Source organism: Ancylomarina salipaludis (assembly GCF_004122035.1).
Lineage (GTDB): Bacteria > Bacteroidota > Bacteroidia > Bacteroidales > Marinifilaceae > Ancylomarina > Ancylomarina salipaludis.
Genome location: NZ_SAXA01000014.1, coordinates 1 through 16,945 on the forward strand (window position 1 = coordinate 1; position 16,945 = coordinate 16,945).

Below are 16,945 nucleotides of genomic sequence, written 5' to 3' on the forward strand. Positions count from 1 at the left end.
TTATTTCATAGTTATTGTAATTTATACTTTCACGTTTAAATCCACTCATTTCGTTGGTGAGCATCCCTTCTTTTCTTTTTTCCATTACCTTGACTTTTTGTGTCAAGCTATTTCAGGGTATTACAAATAGCCACGAATTCACGAATTATATTTTTTAAAAATCCATTCGTGAATTCGAGTTTTATTTTTCAAATAAGCACATCATCAAATCATCATATCATTACCCCTGATTAATCAGGAATCCTACTTCTTGTAATTGTTTCCAAAAGTTAGGGTAAGATTTGTTGACAACCATAGGGTCGGCTATTTTGATTTCAGGACGAACCATTGCTATAGGCGCAAAAGCCATAGCCATTCGATGATCGTGATAGGTTTCGATGATAATCTCGTCGCTTTCATCCTTCTTTTCGCCATCCCAAGCCAGCTCACCTTCCTGAGGCTCGTAAAGGACATAGCCCAGTTTCGCCAATTCGTCAATAAGCGCAGCAATACGATTGGTTTCTTTAATTTTAAGGGTTTCCAGCCCTTTAAAATGGAAAGGAATGTTTTTTAATGCAGCGACAACAGCAAAGGTCTGAGCCAAATCAGGCATGTCAATAAAATCGAAAACTAATTTTTTACAAACCTCATTCGTTTGTTCAATGTACATGCCTTTTTTCGAGAAATTGGTCTTTACACCGAGTTTTTCAAAGACTTCAACCAAACCAGAATCACCCTGAAAACTGTTTTTTCTTAGCCCATCCAAATAAAGCTTTCCCTTAGGAGCTAAGGCCATAAAGGCATACCAATACGAAGCACCCGACCAGTCAGCTTCAACCGTATATGGCATCACTTTATAAGGCTGTTTAGCAACGTAAATTTCATTTCCTTTAAATTCTGATTGTATGCCAAACTCCTCCATGATTTTAAGAGTCATGTCGATGTATGATCGGGATACAACTTTACCTTGCAGTTTAATACGGAGCCCATTTTCAAGAGTAGGAGCGATAAGCAATAGGGCAGAGATGTATTGTGAACTGGTATTTCCGGCTAGTTCAACTTCTTTTCCGGTAATATTCGATCCTAAAACCTTCAATGGTGGATAGCCTTCTTTTTCAAGATATGAGATTTGTGCACCCAACGAGTTTAGAGCATCGACCAAAACCGAAATAGGGCGTTCCTTCATTCGGTCAGATCCGGTAAGTGTCCATTCGCCTAGTATTTTTGATAAATAAGCAGTCAAAAATCGCATACTGGTGCCGGCATGTCCCACGTCAAAAACGTTGGTGTTCGAAAATAAAACCTCCTGCATAACCTTAGAATCGTCGCAAGTAGAGAGATTCTTAATCGGTTCAAAACTATAACTTAAAGCATTGATAATTTGCACACGATTCGAAATGCTTTTCGATGAGGGAATTGTAATTTTTCCATCAATGTTTTTTTCCGGCTTTGATATAGTATAATGCATGCTATTGATCTTAAAAAAGATTGTACAAAAAATCAGCCGTTAGAAAAACTGAATTTCCCAACGGCTGTATGGTGTAATTCCTTAATTTCTATTGTTTAGAAATGGAATAGAGAATCGACTTGATAGTTTGTATCTAATTTCTCACGTCCGTTTAAGAAGTCAAGTTCAACAAGGAAGTTGACAAATACATTCTTAACATTGAACTTGCTAATTAGATTGATAGACGCTTTAGCTGTTCCACCAGTTGCTAATAAATCGTCGTGCAATAAAATAACATCATCAGAATTTAAAGCATCCTGGTGAATGAACATTTCATCTTCGCCATACTCAAGTGAATATTTTTCAGAATAAGTAGGGGCTGGTAATTTACCTGGTTTACGAACCGGAACAAATCCTGCACCTAATTTATAGGCCAAAACTGTACCTAGAATAAATCCACGACTTTCAAGCCCTACAATTTTAGTAATCCCCTTGTCTTTGTATTGTTCATAAAGAGATTCTACCAAAGTGTTAAGATGTTTTTCATCCTTCAACATGGTGGTGATATCCTTAAATACAATACCTTCTTTAGGAAAATCAACGATATCTCTAATTGAGTTTTTTGCTTCTTGAAGTTTTACGTCCATTTTAATTTCTTTTTCCATACTGATTAAGAGCTTCAAATACTTCCTCTTCCGTGCAGATGTTATTAATCGTATAAGCACCAACATTCGGAAGAAGTGTAAAATTAACTCCTTCGTCACTATTTTTCTTATCGTGTAACATCAATTGATATAATTCGGGGTAATCCTTCGCAAAAATAGAAAAGTCTGAGTAAATATCTGTTATATATTTCACTATCTCTTTAAATTTATCTTTCGGGAATGCATTTTTCTTTACCGAAAGATAGAGTTCGCCTATCATACCGAGTGCTACCGCCTCACCATGTGAAAGTTCAAGTTTATGATGATGTGCATAACTTTCGAGTGCATGACCGATAGTATGCCCAAAGTTCAGAACTTTTCGAATATCTCTTTCCATTGGATCTTTCATCACAAACTCTTGTTTTACAGCGACTGATTTACGAATCAGTGTCAGTAGCTTGGAATAATTGATATCATTAAGGTTAAAAGCAATAAGTTCATCCAAATAATTTTGACTATAGATCATGGCATGTTTCAACATTTCGGCAAAGCCCGATTTGAATTCTTTCATCGGTAGGGTTTTCAAGAATTCAGGGCATAAAATCACGATGTCGGGTTGGTTGATGACTCCAATTTCGTTTTTTAAACCGTTAAAATTGAAACCTGTTTTTCCACCGACCGAAGCATCAATTTGCGAAAGGAGAGTGGTTGGCACATTAATAAAGTGACAGCCTCGTTTGAATGTTGAAGCAACAAATCCACCTAAATCACAGATTAAACCTCCACCAATATTAATGACTAAGCTGTGACGGTTGGCACCGTTTTGACTTAGGAATGTCCAGGCCTTTGCTACTGACTCCAGTGATTTGTTTTGCTCACCAGATTCAATTATTAGTTTTGGGATATTCTGAAGTTTTTCGTTTCCTGATAAGAGATGCCAACAGTGTTCTTGTGCACCTGAATCCATAAGGATAAAGATTTTTGTTTTGGAATAAGTTTCCAAAATTCTACCAAGCTCTTTTTCTATGCTTTCAGTAAAAATTAAATCGTAAGATTGAGGACTCATTTGCGAACTTATTTATAGTTTCTAACTTTGGTCAAATATAATATTTTAGCGAGTGATGTCAAACTCGCCGAATTTAAAAATACGGGCTTGTTCTATTAAAATAAGCCGTAATATTATACTCTAAATTTATATTGATACACATATGACACTTAGCAATCAAAGTAGGGCAGCAAACATAAAGCTCTTTTATTACATTATCACATTTATTTACTTGAGTTTAACTGTTTTAACTGTTTATCTCAGTCCTGCTTATATGATACTTATATTGGCTTCGTTGTTTGCCTTTTTTGTTATTTTAGTTAGCCTTAATCTGACTCGAGAATATAATTTTATTATTTATAAGGATACCGATGATAAAATTATCATGCGATATTATCCTTTACATCCTTTTCATGATAAGTTTAAATCCATTGAAATAAGCAAGCAAACCTTTTCTCATTTCGAGCTTAAGAAACGCAGTATGGGATTGCGCGAAGATTTATTTCTTTATCAGATGAGTGCAAAAGGTTTGGCCAAATATCCGGGAATAAGTTTATCTGCATTGTCAAAAAAACAGAAAGCAGAGGTATTGGACTCTCTTTCGAAGTATTCGAAGAAGAAGTTGTAAGATCGTTTAGTTTTTATAAATAGTCATTCTGAAGTATATGAAAAGAAAATTCTTCTCCATTATTCTTGTTTTTCTATCACTATCCTTATTCGCTCAAAAAAATGAAGAAGGCTTAAGAATTCAAGTTGGTTTACCTTTTGTAAAATATGGCAAGTTTGATCATAATTTTCAAAATGGGGATGAAACACAGTACCCTACATTTTTAATTCAGGCAGATAAGCCCTGGCGCGACGGCTTTCGTTTAGGAGCTTATGTTGGATTTGCAGGTCAGAGGAATGAATCTCTTTTCTACGATTTCTCGGAAATTACCCATAACTATTATCGTTTGGGAGCTGTTGTTTCATATGATTTGAATGATTTATTGGATGCGATAAATATATCTCCGGAAATTGGAGTGGAATTGTATGCATCATTGAAAACGGGTTTTTCTCTGGAGCATATAAAGTCTGAAAAAGGGATTAATATCAAGGAAAATAATGTGTTGTTCGATCTCGGACTTCTAATTGGAGGTCGATACAATATCAGTGAAAATATCGACATTTTTTCAGAGTTGGGATATGGTAATGCCGGTTTTGTTACTATCGGTTTTGCATTTGATCTGTAACATCTTTCTTTTTTTTGATTTCCGGATACAATTTTTTAATTTGGATGTTCTAAATCCAAACGATGGAAACTCTTTATAAAGTAGCCTTTAGCTTTTTGAATGGTCTTGGCAGTATTAATGCCAGAAAGGTGATTGCTTATACGGGGGGTGTTGACGGATTTTTTAGAGTGAAAAAGCAAGAATTGCTGAAGGTTCCTGGTATCGGGAAGCATATCATACAAAAGTTGGATCGGGATGCGGCTCTTCGTGAGGCAGAAGCCGAACTGAAGTTTATTAATGACAATGATATAAAAGTCGCTTTCTATCTTGATGAAAATTTTCCTCAACGTTTATTGAATTGTTCTGATTCACCAACGACACTATATTATAAAGGAGAGATTAACTTTAATGCGTCTCGTATTTTAAGTGTGGTGGGAACCCGTAATGCTACGGAGTATGGTAAAGAAAATTGCCGCAAGATTATAAAAGCACTTGCTTCGCACAGCGAGAAGACGATTATAGTAAGTGGTTTGGCTTATGGGATTGATATTTGTGCCCATAAGGCGGCATTGAAATATAAGTTGCCAACTGTTGCCGTTGTAGGTCATGGTTTTCATATGATGTATCCGGCACAGCATCGTAAATATGCCGAAGAGATTATTCATCAAGGTGGTCTGGTTTCAGAGTTTACATCGCAAAGTGTTATCGATCCGAGACACTTTGTCCGTCGAAATAGAATTATTGCCGGTATGGCTGATGCTACCCTGATTGTTGAATCTGCAAAAAAGGGAGGTGCCTTAATAACAGCTGAAATTGCAAATTCATATAATAGAGATGTATTGGCATTTCCCGGCAGGCCGGGGGATGTTTATTCAAAAGGTTGTAATCACCTGATTAAAACCAATCAGGCTCATTTGATTGAGTCGGTAGCAGATCTTGAATATATTCTAGGCTGGGAGAATGATTTGAGCCAGAAGGATGCGGTTCAGTCTAAAATGTTTGTAGAACTCTCACCTGAAGAAGATTTTATTGTGAGCTTATTGAGAGATGAAGGCAAATTAGGAATTGATATCCTTTCTGTAAAATCGAATTTACCCATGAGTCGGGTTTCAAGTTTGCTATTAAAAATGGAATTTGAAGGTCTTGTGAGAGCTTTGCCTGGCAAAATTTACGCTTTGACTTCTTAAAAAATCTCTTTTTTTTTGCTTAATGTTGTAGAGCAGGATGTTGTGATGCTTAATTAACTGGTAATCAGTGCGTCGTGATTTTTTAAAACGTTTGAATTTTTTTAAGAAAAAAATTTGAGGTTCTTAAAATTTATATACATTTGAACCAAAATATTAACAATTGTATCACAATAACATTATTTTAATTTCATAACATACTTAGGACATGGAAGCAAAGATTAATGAATTCATGGAAGCCCTTAAGGGTAGAACTCCAGGTGAAGCAGAATTTCACCAGGCTGCACAAGAAGTAATAGAATCTGTATGGGAAACTTATGATTCTAATCCTAAATACAAGAATGCAAAACTTCTTGAAAAAATGTGTGAGCCAGAACGTACTATCATGTTCCGCGTGCCTTGGTTCAATGATAACGGTGAAGTAGAAATCAACCGTGGTTACCGTGTTGAGTTTAACAGCGCAATCGGACCATATAAAGGTGGTTTACGTTTTCACCCTTCAGTAACTTTAAGTGCTCTTAAATTCTTAGGTTTTGAACAAACTTTCAAGAACTCTTTGACTACTCTACCTATGGGTGGTGGTAAAGGTGGTTCTGACTTCAATCCAAAAGGAAGATCAGATAATGAAATCATGCGTTTTTGCCAAAGTTTCATGACTGAGTTGTGTAAACATATTGGTCCTAACACTGACGTTCCTGCAGGTGATATCGGAGTAGGTGGTCGTGAGATCGGATACCTTTTCGGACAATACAAGAGAATTCGTAACGAATTTACTGGTGTGTTAACTGGTAAGCCACTTGAGTTTGGTGGTTCTTTAATCCGTCCTGAAGCGACTGGTTTTGGTTCTGTTTATTTCGCTCAGCATATGGTTGCTGAAAACAATGAAACATTAGAAGGAAAAACTGTAGCTCTTTCTGGTTTTGGTAATGTAACTTGGGGTGCTGCTCTTAAATTAGTTGAGCTAGGTGCTAAAGTTGTTACTGTATCAGGTCCTGATGGATACGTATACGATAAAGAAGGTTTAGATGCTGAGAAGATTGATTATTTATTGGATCTTCGTGCTTCTAACAATGATGTTGTAGCTCCTTATGCTGAGAAATTTGGTGCTGAATTCTTCCCAGGACAGAAGCCTTGGGGTGTGAAAGTTGATATGGCTTTCCCATGTGCAATTCAGAACGAGTTGAACGAAGAAGATGCTAAGACTCTTGTAGCAAACGGATGTAAATATGTAGTAGAGACTTCAAACATGGGTTGTACTGCTGAAGCAATGCTTTATTTATCATCACATATTGCTTTCGCTCCTGGTAAAGCTGCTAATGCTGGTGGTGTTGCTGTTTCAGGTCTTGAAATGTCACAAAACTCACTACGTTTTAACTGGACTGCTGAAGAAGTTGATGAGAAATTAGCTCGTATTATGAAAGATATTCACGATACTTGTGTACGTTTTGGTACTAAAGATGGTAAAATCAACTATGTAAACGGTGCAAACATCGGTGGTTTCGTTAAAGTTGCTGAAGCAATGTTAGCTCAAGGATGCGTTTAATTCTTTAACGCTTTAAATATTTAAAAGAGCCGGCTTAGCCGGCTTTTTTTCATTAGACCCCAGGTTTTCGGGTAGTCACAATCAACACAATTTAGTATGAAATTAATCGATACGCATTCTCATATTTATTCTGAAGCTTTTAACGAGGATATTGCAGAAGCAATTCAGCGTGCAAAAGATGCAAATGTTGGGCAGATTCTTTTGCCTAATATTGATTCCGAATCAATTGAACCCATGCTCAATTTGGTTAGAGACTATCCTGGTTATTGTTTGCCGATGATGGGATTGCATCCAACCTCGGTTAAAGAGAATTATCAAGAGGAGTTACTGATTTGTGAAAAATGGTTGAACGAAGAAGGTTTTATTGCAATTGGTGAAATTGGAATTGATTTGTATTGGGATAAAACGTTTTTGAAGGAGCAGCAATTTGTTTTCGAACAACAATTAAATTGGGCTGTCGAGAAAGAATTACCCGTTGTGATTCATGCTCGGGATTCTTTTTCGGAAATATTCGAAGTGTTGGAATCTTTTAGGTTGAAGAGTCTTCAAGGGGTGTTTCATTCTTTTACCGGAAATCTGGAGCAAGCCAATAAAGCAATTGAGATGGGATTTTTATTGGGCTTGAATGGTATTCTTACTTTTAAGAATTCTGGATTGGATCGTGTTGTTAAGGAAATTGGGATGAAACATTTGATTTTGGAAACTGATTCGCCATATTTGGCACCAATTCCAAAGCGAGGAAAACGAAATGAATCAGCTTATGTTGCTTATGTAGCTGAAAAATTGGCTGAGATTCATAATTTAAGTTTGGATGAGGTGGCAGAAGCAACAAGCCGCAATGCCAAAAAACTATTTAGAATATAACAAGGCTGGTTTTGATTGCCGATATTTTCTAATTAGGTGTTGAGTTAATTCTGATGAAAAATGATTTTTCATCCGGTTAGTGTTAGTATTAATAATTCTCCGATAATGATCGGGATATCGAAAATATGAAATTTTAAAAAATATGAAGACTTCAATCTTGATAATTTATACCGGGGGAACCATTGGGATGGTGAAAGATCCGGTAAATGGTTCTTTAAAACCCTTCGATTTTGATCATATTTTAAAACAGGTGCCCGAGCTTAAAAAATTCGGTTTTGAATTGTTTTCTATAGCTTTTGATCCATTGATTGATTCATCGAATTTAAATCCGGATGTTTGGATTAAGATTGCGAATATCATTAAGGAAAACTATGAGAAATATGCCGGTTTTGTTGTGCTTCATGGAACCGACACGATGTCATATACGGCATCAGCGTTAAGTTTCATGCTTGATAATCTTGACAAACCAGTTGTGTTGACAGGATCTCAGTTGCCAATTGGGATGATTCGTACCGATGGTAAAGAAAATTTAATAACGGCTATTGAAGTTGCAGCCGACTATAAGGATGGTAAAGCAATTGTTCCGGAAGTTTGTGTCCTTTTCGAAAACCAATTGTTCAGAGGAAATCGAACAACCAAGCACAATGCTGAATATTTCAATGCTTTTCATTCATACAACTACCCAAATTTAGCAAAGGTTGGTATTCATATTCATTACAATGAATCGTCAATTCAAAAAGCCACAGGAAAACCCTTTGTCATAAATACCGATTTGGATACCAATATCGCCATTCTTAAAATATTTCCTGGAATAAATAAGAGAACGGTTGATGCGATTCTGAATATTGAAGGATTAAAAGCTGTTGTTATTGAAACCTACGGAGCAGGGAATGCACCCACTGATGCTTGGTTTGTGAATTCAATTAAGCAGGCCATCGATAATGGTATTATTGTATATAATGTGACTCAATGTCCATCGGGAAGTGTAGATATGGGCTTGTATGAGACAAGTGTTGAATTATTAAAAATTGGGGTCGTGAGTGGTTATGATATCACTACAGAAGCCGCTATTACCAAGCTGATGTTTTTACTTGGACAGCAGCTTGATTCAGATAAGATAAAATTCTTTTTAAATAAGTCCATCAAAGGTGAATTATGCCAATAGAAAATTTGTTTTTCACTTTTTTTTTGTAATTTGGTGCACTGTTAAAATCAGCTTAGATTACATAAGAATAGGAGTGAGATATAGATAATATAAGAGGTTTTGGCATGTTCTTTAAAAAGAAAAAACAGTTGATTATTGTTAATCAATTTTAGAAAAGTAACCGTTTAATTTTGTAAAAAATAATTTCGTTAATTAAAATTTGAAAAACAGACTATGAAAAAGTTATTTGCATTTATAGCAGTTATCGGGATGCTGAATTTTGGAGCATCATTTAATGTAGTTGCTCAAGATGAGACAGCTCAAACTACCGAAGCTACCGTAGATACTCAGGATCAAAATACTGAGGAAGTTGCAGCACAGGAAACAGCTGTAGAAGAAGTAGCTCCAGTTGCTGATGAAGAAGTAGAGAGTACTTCATTTCACGCTGAAGTAAAGAGACAATTCATCCAGGGTGGTGCGATGTTTATGAGTTTTGTATTGTTGACTCTTATTTTAGGTTTGGCTCTTTCAATTGAGAGAATCATTTACTTGAATATGTCAACTACAAATACTAAGAAGTTACTTACTAATTTAGAAGAAGCTTTGAATAATGGTGGTGTTGAAGCTGCTAAGGAAGTTTGTAGAGAAACTCGCGGACCTATCGCTAGTATCTTCTATCAAGGTCTTGATCGTATTGATGAAGGTGTAGAGGTTGTTGAGAAATCAGTAATTGCTTACGGTTCTGTTCAAATGGGTCTTTTAGAGAAAGGTCTTTCTTGGATTTCATTGATGATCGGTCTTGCTCCTATGTTGGGTTTCATGGGTACAGTAATCGGTATGATTGGTGCGTTTGACTCAATTCAGTCTATGGGTACTATCTCTCCTGCTGCTGTAGCTGGTGGTATTAAAGTTGCTTTGATTACAACTGTATCTGGTTTGATCGTAGCGATGATTCTTCAGGTATTCTATAACTACTGTACTGCTAAAATTGATAGTATTGTAAACAACATGGAAGATGCATCTATTTCTCTTCTTGATATCTTAGTAAAATACAACTTGAAAAAATAATTTCCGACTATGTCAAATACATTGAGTAAATATTTAAATATTCTTACCTATGTAATGCTTGGTCTTACAGTTGTTTTTGTAGCCATGTTTTACTTTGGTGGAGAGGTGCCAAATGCAGCATATCCAACTCCGGTTTATACTGATTCGTTGATTTATTGGGCTAAGGCATTATTCTATATCACTGTTGGCTTGTCAATTCTATTCCCTGTTTTACAGATTATATCTGATCCTAAGGGAGCAATTAAGGGTTTGATTGGACTTGCAGGTCTTGGAGTAATTATCTTGATAGCATATTCTTTATCTGATGGAACTTTATTGAACTTACCTGGTTACACAGGAGGAGATAATAATGAAGGTTCGTTGAAATTTGCAGATACAGTTCTTTATACCATGTATATTTTAGGTGTAGGTGCTATCGTTTCAATCGTCGTGACTGAGGCATTAAGAAAATTACGCTAAGACAATGATTCGATTTAATTCGAATCGTAAACCTTAAGAAATAATATTATGGCAAGAAAAACACCAGAGATAAATTCGAGTTCGATGGCCGATATCGCTTTCTTGTTGCTTATTTTCTTCTTGGTGACAACTACAATGGATGTGGATACTGGTATCTACAAAAAGTTGCCACCGATTCCAGAGAATGAGACTCAAGAGCCAGATGTTAAGGTCAAGAAACGTAATGTTTTGTCCATTTTGGTGAACCGTAACAATGAGTTGTTGGTAAACGGAGAAGTTCTAAGTATTTCACAATTGCGTGATAAGACTAAAGAATTCTTTCTGAATCCTGCAAACAAAGAAAATCTTCCTGAAAAAAGCCTTAAAACTGTACCCTACTTTGGGGACGTGATGGTTTCAAAAGGGTTGATTTCGTTACAGAACGACCGTGGAACACAATACGCAACTTATATTCGCGTTCAGGATGAACTTGCAGCGGCTTCTCGTGAGTTGAAAGATGAGAAGGCAATGCAGAAATGGGGTAAAAAATATGACGAGCTTACTGAAGATCAGCAAGATGCAGTTAGAAAATATATCCCTGTACAGATTTCTGAAGCAGAACCAAGAAATACAGGAGGTAAATAATGTCAAAGTTTAGAAAAGACGGTAAAAAAGACTTACCGGCCATATCAACAGCTTCTCTTCCTGATATCGTATTTATGTTGTTATTCTTCTTTATGGTTGCAACAACCATGCGAGAAGTTGACTTGAATGTAGATATTATGGTTCCTGAAGCGAAAGAGGTAACAAAATTGGAGAAAAAGGATCTTGTAAGTAACATCTATGTGGGTGTACCTATGAGAAAGTTTCAGAAAACTTTCGGAACTGAGCCTCGTATTCAGTTGAACGACCAATTTGCAACAGTTGAAGATATTCAAGCTTTTATTGCTTCAGAACGTGAATCAAGAAAAGAAGAATTGCGTAATAAGTTGACTACTTCATTGAAAGTTGATCAATACACTAAAATGGGTATTGTAACTGATATTAAGCAGGAGCTTAGAAAAGCAAGTTCACTTAAGTTGAATTATTCAACCAGACAAACTGCAGAATAATTTATTATTCTATATATAATTAAAAGGAGTCCATGTCGGACTCCTTTTTTTTTTGCTTTCTTTTGCAAACAGTGGAAAAAGAAAAAGCCCGAAGTATCTGCTTCGGGCTTTATTTGTGACTCCAATGGGATTCAAACCCATGACCTTCAGAACCGGAATCTGACGTTCTATTCAGCTGAACTATGGAGCCAATTCGAACACAAATTTAGAAAATAAATCTAATTATTTGTTTAAAAAGTGCTCTTGCTTCAGTTGTAAATTTTTAAAATATTGTGAAGATATGCTAAAGCTCTAATAGACAATTTTTAATAATTTCTCTTTCCTAAAATAAAGTCCTCATTTATTTCAAACTTTTACTAATTTTGCGCCTTAATGAAGAGTTGGATTTTCTTGGGTATTGGTGATGTATTTTAATTGCTGGAATCTTTGAAATTCATATTATTTATTTATCAATCAGATTGAAAGAGAGGGGTTGTCTAGATTTTTAGTGCGGCCTAAACCCGATTAAATTCGGGATTCATATCTATTTAGCTATTGAACATGGAATACAATTTTAAAGAAATAGAAAAGAAGTGGCAGAAGTTTTGGGTAGATAACAAGACTTATAAAGTTGATGTTGATACAAGTAGACCAAAATTTTATGTGCTCGATATGTTTCCCTACCCATCCGGAGCGGGTTTGCATGTTGGTCACCCACTTGGCTATATTGCTTCTGATATTTATTCTCGCTATAAGCGTTTAAAAGGATTTAATGTGTTGCACCCAATGGGATACGATGCTTATGGTTTACCAGCTGAGCAATATGCCATTCAAACGGGTCAGCATCCTGCTATTACTACTGAAGTAAATATTAAAAGATACCGTGAGCAATTAGATAAGATTGGTTTCTCTTATGATTGGGATAGAGAGGTGCGTACTTGTGATCCTGAATATTACAAGTGGACACAATGGGCGTTTGTCGAAATGTTCAAGCACTATTTCAATAATAAAACGCAAAAAGCTGAGGCGATTTCTGATTTGGTTGAAGAGTTTAAGATAAATGGGAATGCCAATGTTGATGCCGCGACATCTCAGGAAGATATCTTTACTGCTGATGAGTGGAATTCTTTGTCAGAAAAGGAGCAAGATGGTATTCTGTTAAATTACCGTTTGGCTTATTTGGCTGACACAATGGTTAACTGGTGTCCTAAATTGGGTACTGTACTTGCCAACGATGAAATTAAAGAAGGTCTGTCTGTTAGAGGAGGGCATCCTGTTGAGCAGAAAAAAATGCGTCAATGGTCTTTAAGAGTATCTGCTTATGCCAAGCGTTTGCTTGAAGATATGGAGAAGTTGGAGTGGACGGATTCATTGAAAGAAATCCAGCGTAACTGGATCGGTCGTTCCGAAGGTGCTGAGATGGATTTTCAGGTGAAGGATTCTGAAGTTGTGATGACAATTTTCACAACTCGTCCCGACACAATTTTTGGTGTGAGTTTCATGGTTTTGGCTCCGGAAAGCGAACTAGTTGATCAACTAACCACACCTGAATATAAAGAAAAGATTGCAGCCTATATTGCAGCCACTAAAAAGCGTACCGAAAGAGAACGTATGGCCGATGTTAAGACAGTTAGTGGTGAATTTACAGGCTCATATGCGATACATCCATTTACAGGTGAGGCAATTCCTGTTTGGGTAAGTGATTACGTATTGGCTGGATATGGAACGGGTGCTATTATGGCCGTTCCTGCTCACGATAGTCGTGATTATGCTTTTGCCAAGCATTTCGATTTACCGATTGTGCCTGTGGTTTCAGGTGGCGATTTAAGCGATGGTTCTTATGATGCGAAGTCTGGCGAAATGATCAATTCTGATTTTATGAATGGATTGGATGTTAAAGACGCCATTGTAAAAGTGAACAACGAAATTGAAGAAAGAGGTTTAGGTAAGTGTAAAGTTAATTTCCGTTTGCGTGATGCGATTTTTTCACGCCAGCGTTATTGGGGTGAACCATTCCCTGTATATTTTAAGGATGGTATGCCACAAATGATGGACCTTGATAAGTTGCCTCTTGAGTTACCGGAAGTTGATAAGTATTTACCAACAGAAACAGGTGAACCTCCATTGGGACGTGCGGAAAACTGGACAACAGAAGATGGCTACCCAATTGAGTTGAATACTATGCCTGGTTTTGCAGGTTCATCTGCATATTATTTGCGTTATATGGATCCTCGAAATCAGGAAGCCTTGGTTTCTGAGGAAGTAAATGAATATTGGCAAGATGTTGATTTGTATATTGGGGGTACCGAACATGCAACAGGTCATTTGATTTATTCTCGTTTCTGGAATAAATTCCTTTTCGATATCGGTAAGGTTTGTAAGGATGAGCCTTTCAGAAAATTAATCAATCAAGGTATGATTCAAGGTCGTTCAAACTTTGTATATCGTATTAAGAATACCAATAAGTATGTGTCTTATGGTCTTAGAAAAGATTATGACACAACCCAAATTCATGTTGATGTAAACATTGTGAAAAATGATGTTTTAGATATTGAAGCTTTCAAAAATTGGATGCCGGAGTATGCTGATGCTGAATTTGTTTTGGAAGATGGTAAATACATTTGTGGATGGGCTGTAGAGAAAATGTCGAAGTCGATGTTTAATGTGGTTAATCCTGATGTGATTGTTGAAGAATATGGTGCGGATACACTTCGTTTGTATGAGATGTTCTTGGGCCCCTTGGAAGCTTCAAAACCGTGGGATACGAATGGAATAGATGGTGTTCATAAATTTTTGAAGAAGTTGTGGCGCTTGTTCCATAATGACCAGAACGAATTCTGTATTTCTACTGATGCACCAACTAAAGCTGAGTATAAAATTCTGCATAAGTCAATAAAGAAAATTCAGGATGATATTGAACGATTCTCATTCAATACATCGGTATCAGCCTTTATGATTTGTGTGAACGAACTGAGTAGTATTAAGTGTAATAAGAAAGATATTTTGGAAGAGTTACTTGCTCTTTTAGCGCCTTTTGCACCACATATAACAGAGGAATTATGGGCACTGTGTGGAAATGAAAATAGCATTACAGATGCAACTTTCCCAGTATTAAATGAATCGTATTTGGAAGAAGATGTACATTCATATCCGGTTTCATTTAATGGTAAAATGAGATTTAAGCTGGAACTTTCGTTGAGTCTGAGTAAAGATGAAATTGAGCAGGCAGTAATGACTTGTGAACAGGCCCAAAAGTGGATCGATGGTAAAACGCCTAAAAAGGTGATTATCGTTCCTAAAAAAATTATAAACATAGTAGTCTAGACAGGAAGCTAATAACTTATATTAAGAAAAGCTTTAGTTACATTGACTACTCAATGAAACTAAAGCTTTTTTATTTATCTATCAATTAGAAACACAAGCTTTTAAAAGTAATAATTAAGAAAATGAAATTGAACACCTCGGAATTGAAATCCTATTTTATCATTGCATTAGGATTGGCAATTTATAGTTTTGGTTGGACAGCATTTTTAATCCCTTCAGAGATTATTGGTGGTGGCGTGAGTGGTATTGGGACTTTAATCTTTTACGGTTCAGGAAAAACGATACCTGTAGGGGTGTCGTATTTTATCATCAATTGTTTTCTCATAATAATTGCCTTAAAGATTTTGGGACCTAAATTTGGTGCGAAAACTATTTATGCCATCTTGTTGGGCTCGGTTTTTCTTAGTTTTCAACAAAAAATATTTACGGTACCTTTAGTCGATGATAAATTTATGGCTGCTATTATTGGTGGAATACTTGGAGGTGCCGGAGTCGGAATTACGATTTCTCAAGGCGGTAGTAGCGGGGGAACCGACATCATCGCCATGATTATAAATAAGTATAAAAACATAAGTCCGGGACGTATTATTTTGTATTTCGATGTATTTATTATAGCGTCTTCTTATCTGGTTTTTGGAGATGTTCCTACTATTGTTTATGGCTATGTTTCAATGGGAATTGCATCTTATGCTATTGATATGGTGATCAGTGGAGCCAAGCAGTCCGCACAGATGTTTATCATTACTAACGAGCATGAGAAAATTGCCAATGAAATTGCAGCGAGTCTTAATCGCGGGATTTCTGTAATTGATAGCGTTGGTTGGTATTCAAAAGAAAATAGAAAAATACTAATGGTGGTTGTACGTAAACACGAAACGCCTCAAGTCTTTAAGTTGGTTAAACATTTTGATCCGGATGCATTTATATCAATGGCATCGGTTATGGGAGTTTATGGTTCTGGCTTCGAAGAAATTCGTGCATAAGTAAATTCTTACTAGCTTTGTGCCCGAAAAAAAATCCCAATAGGGAAAATGATTCTAAAATTATATCATGACAAAGATTCTAGATTTTACCAAGCAGTTTAAGTCGTATTTTATTATCGCAATAGGACTTTTTATTGGATCTATTGGCTGGACAGGTTTTTTAATACCATCTGAAATTGTTGGGGGAGGGGTGAGTGGTATTGCAACCATTATCTATTTTGCGACAGGTTTCAAAGTAGGATATTCTGTTTTTATTATCAATGGCTTACTACTTGTTATGGCTATGAGGGTTTTGGGCTTTGGTTTTGGTATAAAAACCATTTTTGCAACTTTTGTACTATCATTCTTTTTGTGGCTTTTGCAATCAATTATTACAGAACCCTTGGTTAGTGATCGTTTCATGTGTGCAATAATTGGAGGTATTTTGGCCGGAGCAAGTGCTGGTATTATTTTGTCACAGGGTGGTAGTACCGGGGGAACCGATATTATTGCCATGATGATAAATAAATATCGAAATTACAGTCCGGGACAGCTTCTTCTGACATTGGATTTAATTATTATTTCATCATCTTATTTTCTGTCAAATTCGATTGAGCAAGTTGTTTATGGTTTTGTTGCTATGGGCGTGAGCGCTTATTGTGTTGATATGGTGATCGAGGGGAGTAAGCAATCTGTTCAGATTTTTATCTTCACGAAGAAATACGATGAGATTAGAAATGAAGTTGTTTTTAAACTTGATTTAGGCCTGACAGAGCTTCAAGCTAAAGGGGGCTACTCTCAGGAAGAAGTTAAAGTTCTGATGCTTTTGGCTAAGAAAAAAGATTCACAAGCAATTTTGAAAATGGTTAAAATTGTTGACCCTGATGCATTTATTTCTATGGGATCAGTAATGGGAGTCTATGGCCAGGGGTTTGATAAAATAAAATAATGCAGCTTCTTTAAAAAGCAGTGGCAGATAGGTTTAATAATGTTAAAATTGC

16 protein-coding genes and 1 tRNA gene are annotated in these 16,945 nt (G+C 36.2%); 13 read left to right on the plus strand and 4 right to left on the minus strand.

Translation table 11 applies throughout. The features are described from left to right. Positions 1 to 220: 220 nt before the first annotated feature. The 3 genes from aroA to aroB all read right to left on the minus strand — a co-directional run bounded on the left by aroA (position 221) and on the right by aroB (position 3,136). Positions 221 to 1,447, minus strand: a complete 1,227-nt coding sequence (aroA, locus tag EO244_RS13570) for a 3-phosphoshikimate 1-carboxyvinyltransferase (protein ID WP_129255231.1) — start codon at positions 1,445 to 1,447, stop codon at positions 221 to 223. Positions 1,448 to 1,542: 95 nt separating this feature from the next. Further along, complete coding sequence (locus tag EO244_RS13575; protein WP_206734571.1) at positions 1,543 to 2,091, minus strand: adenine phosphoribosyltransferase; 549 nt, start codon at positions 2,089 to 2,091, stop codon at positions 1,543 to 1,545. Continuing rightward, the gene (aroB, locus tag EO244_RS13580) at positions 2,075 to 3,136 is read right to left on the minus strand and encodes a 3-dehydroquinate synthase (protein WP_129255232.1); all 1,062 of its coding nucleotides are present in this window, start codon (positions 3,134 to 3,136) and stop codon (positions 2,075 to 2,077) included. The genes EO244_RS13575 and aroB overlap by 17 nt, the downstream gene beginning before the upstream one ends. Positions 3,137 to 3,389: 253 nt before the next feature. Here aroB and EO244_RS13585 point away from each other — a divergent pair, with 253 nt between their 5' ends. From EO244_RS13585 to EO244_RS13630, 10 genes are all read left to right on the plus strand, one after another. After that, a complete protein-coding gene (locus EO244_RS13585) occupies positions 3,390 to 3,743 on the plus strand; it encodes a hypothetical protein (protein ID WP_129255233.1) in 354 nt (117 codons plus the stop codon). Positions 3,744 to 3,780: 37 nt separating this feature from the next. Continuing rightward, positions 3,781 to 4,347: an outer membrane beta-barrel protein gene (locus tag EO244_RS13590; protein ID WP_129255234.1), complete on the plus strand. Its 567-nt coding sequence runs from the start codon at positions 3,781 to 3,783 to the stop codon at positions 4,345 to 4,347. Between the two features lie 62 nt (positions 4,348 to 4,409). After that, a complete protein-coding gene (gene dprA, locus EO244_RS13595; protein ID WP_129255235.1) occupies positions 4,410 to 5,513 on the plus strand; it encodes a DNA-processing protein DprA in 1,104 nt (367 codons plus the stop codon). 205 nt (positions 5,514 to 5,718) lie between these two features. Then, positions 5,719 to 7,053, plus strand: a complete 1,335-nt coding sequence (gene gdhA, locus EO244_RS13600) for an NADP-specific glutamate dehydrogenase (protein ID WP_129255236.1) — start codon at positions 5,719 to 5,721, stop codon at positions 7,051 to 7,053. Positions 7,054 to 7,149: 96 nt separating this feature from the next. Continuing rightward, entirely contained in the window at positions 7,150 to 7,917 is a 768-nt protein-coding gene (locus EO244_RS13605; RefSeq protein WP_129255237.1) for a TatD family hydrolase, read from the plus strand. Between the two features lie 142 nt (positions 7,918 to 8,059). Beyond that, positions 8,060 to 9,082 carry an asparaginase gene (locus EO244_RS13610; RefSeq protein ID WP_129255238.1) on the plus strand — a complete coding sequence of 341 codons (1,023 nt, stop codon included), beginning with the start codon at positions 8,060 to 8,062 and terminating at the stop codon, positions 9,080 to 9,082. A 213-nt stretch (positions 9,083 to 9,295) separates the two neighbouring features. Continuing rightward, positions 9,296 to 10,129: a MotA/TolQ/ExbB proton channel family protein gene (locus EO244_RS13615; RefSeq protein WP_129255239.1), complete on the plus strand. Its 834-nt coding sequence runs from the start codon at positions 9,296 to 9,298 to the stop codon at positions 10,127 to 10,129. A 9-nt stretch (positions 10,130 to 10,138) separates the two neighbouring features. Beyond that, entirely contained in the window at positions 10,139 to 10,588 is a 450-nt protein-coding gene (locus tag EO244_RS13620) for a hypothetical protein (RefSeq protein WP_129255240.1), read from the plus strand. Positions 10,589 to 10,636: 48 nt separating this feature from the next. Next, the gene (locus EO244_RS13625; RefSeq protein WP_129255241.1) at positions 10,637 to 11,212 is read left to right on the plus strand and encodes an ExbD/TolR family protein; all 576 of its coding nucleotides are present in this window, start codon (positions 10,637 to 10,639) and stop codon (positions 11,210 to 11,212) included. Next, positions 11,212 to 11,679, plus strand: coding sequence for an ExbD/TolR family protein (locus tag EO244_RS13630; protein WP_129255242.1), 468 nt, complete (start codon positions 11,212 to 11,214; stop codon positions 11,677 to 11,679). Before EO244_RS13625 ends, EO244_RS13630 begins: the two co-directional genes overlap by 1 nt. 116 nt (positions 11,680 to 11,795) lie before the next feature. Here the strand turns inward: EO244_RS13630 and EO244_RS13635 are convergent. Further along, a tRNA-Arg gene (locus EO244_RS13635) sits at positions 11,796 to 11,869 on the minus strand. 350 nt (positions 11,870 to 12,219) lie between these two features. Here EO244_RS13635 and leuS point away from each other — a divergent pair. From leuS to EO244_RS13650, 3 genes are all read left to right on the plus strand, one after another. Continuing rightward, the gene (leuS, locus tag EO244_RS13640) at positions 12,220 to 14,982 is read left to right on the plus strand and encodes a leucine--tRNA ligase (protein WP_129255243.1); all 2,763 of its coding nucleotides are present in this window, start codon (positions 12,220 to 12,222) and stop codon (positions 14,980 to 14,982) included. A gap of 122 nt (positions 14,983 to 15,104) precedes the next feature. Beyond that, entirely contained in the window at positions 15,105 to 15,965 is an 861-nt protein-coding gene (locus EO244_RS13645) for a YitT family protein (protein ID WP_129255244.1), read from the plus strand. 67 nt (positions 15,966 to 16,032) lie between these two features. Beyond that, positions 16,033 to 16,893, plus strand: coding sequence for a YitT family protein (locus EO244_RS13650; RefSeq protein ID WP_129255245.1), 861 nt, complete (start codon positions 16,033 to 16,035; stop codon positions 16,891 to 16,893). Positions 16,894 to 16,945: the final 52 nt, after the last annotated feature.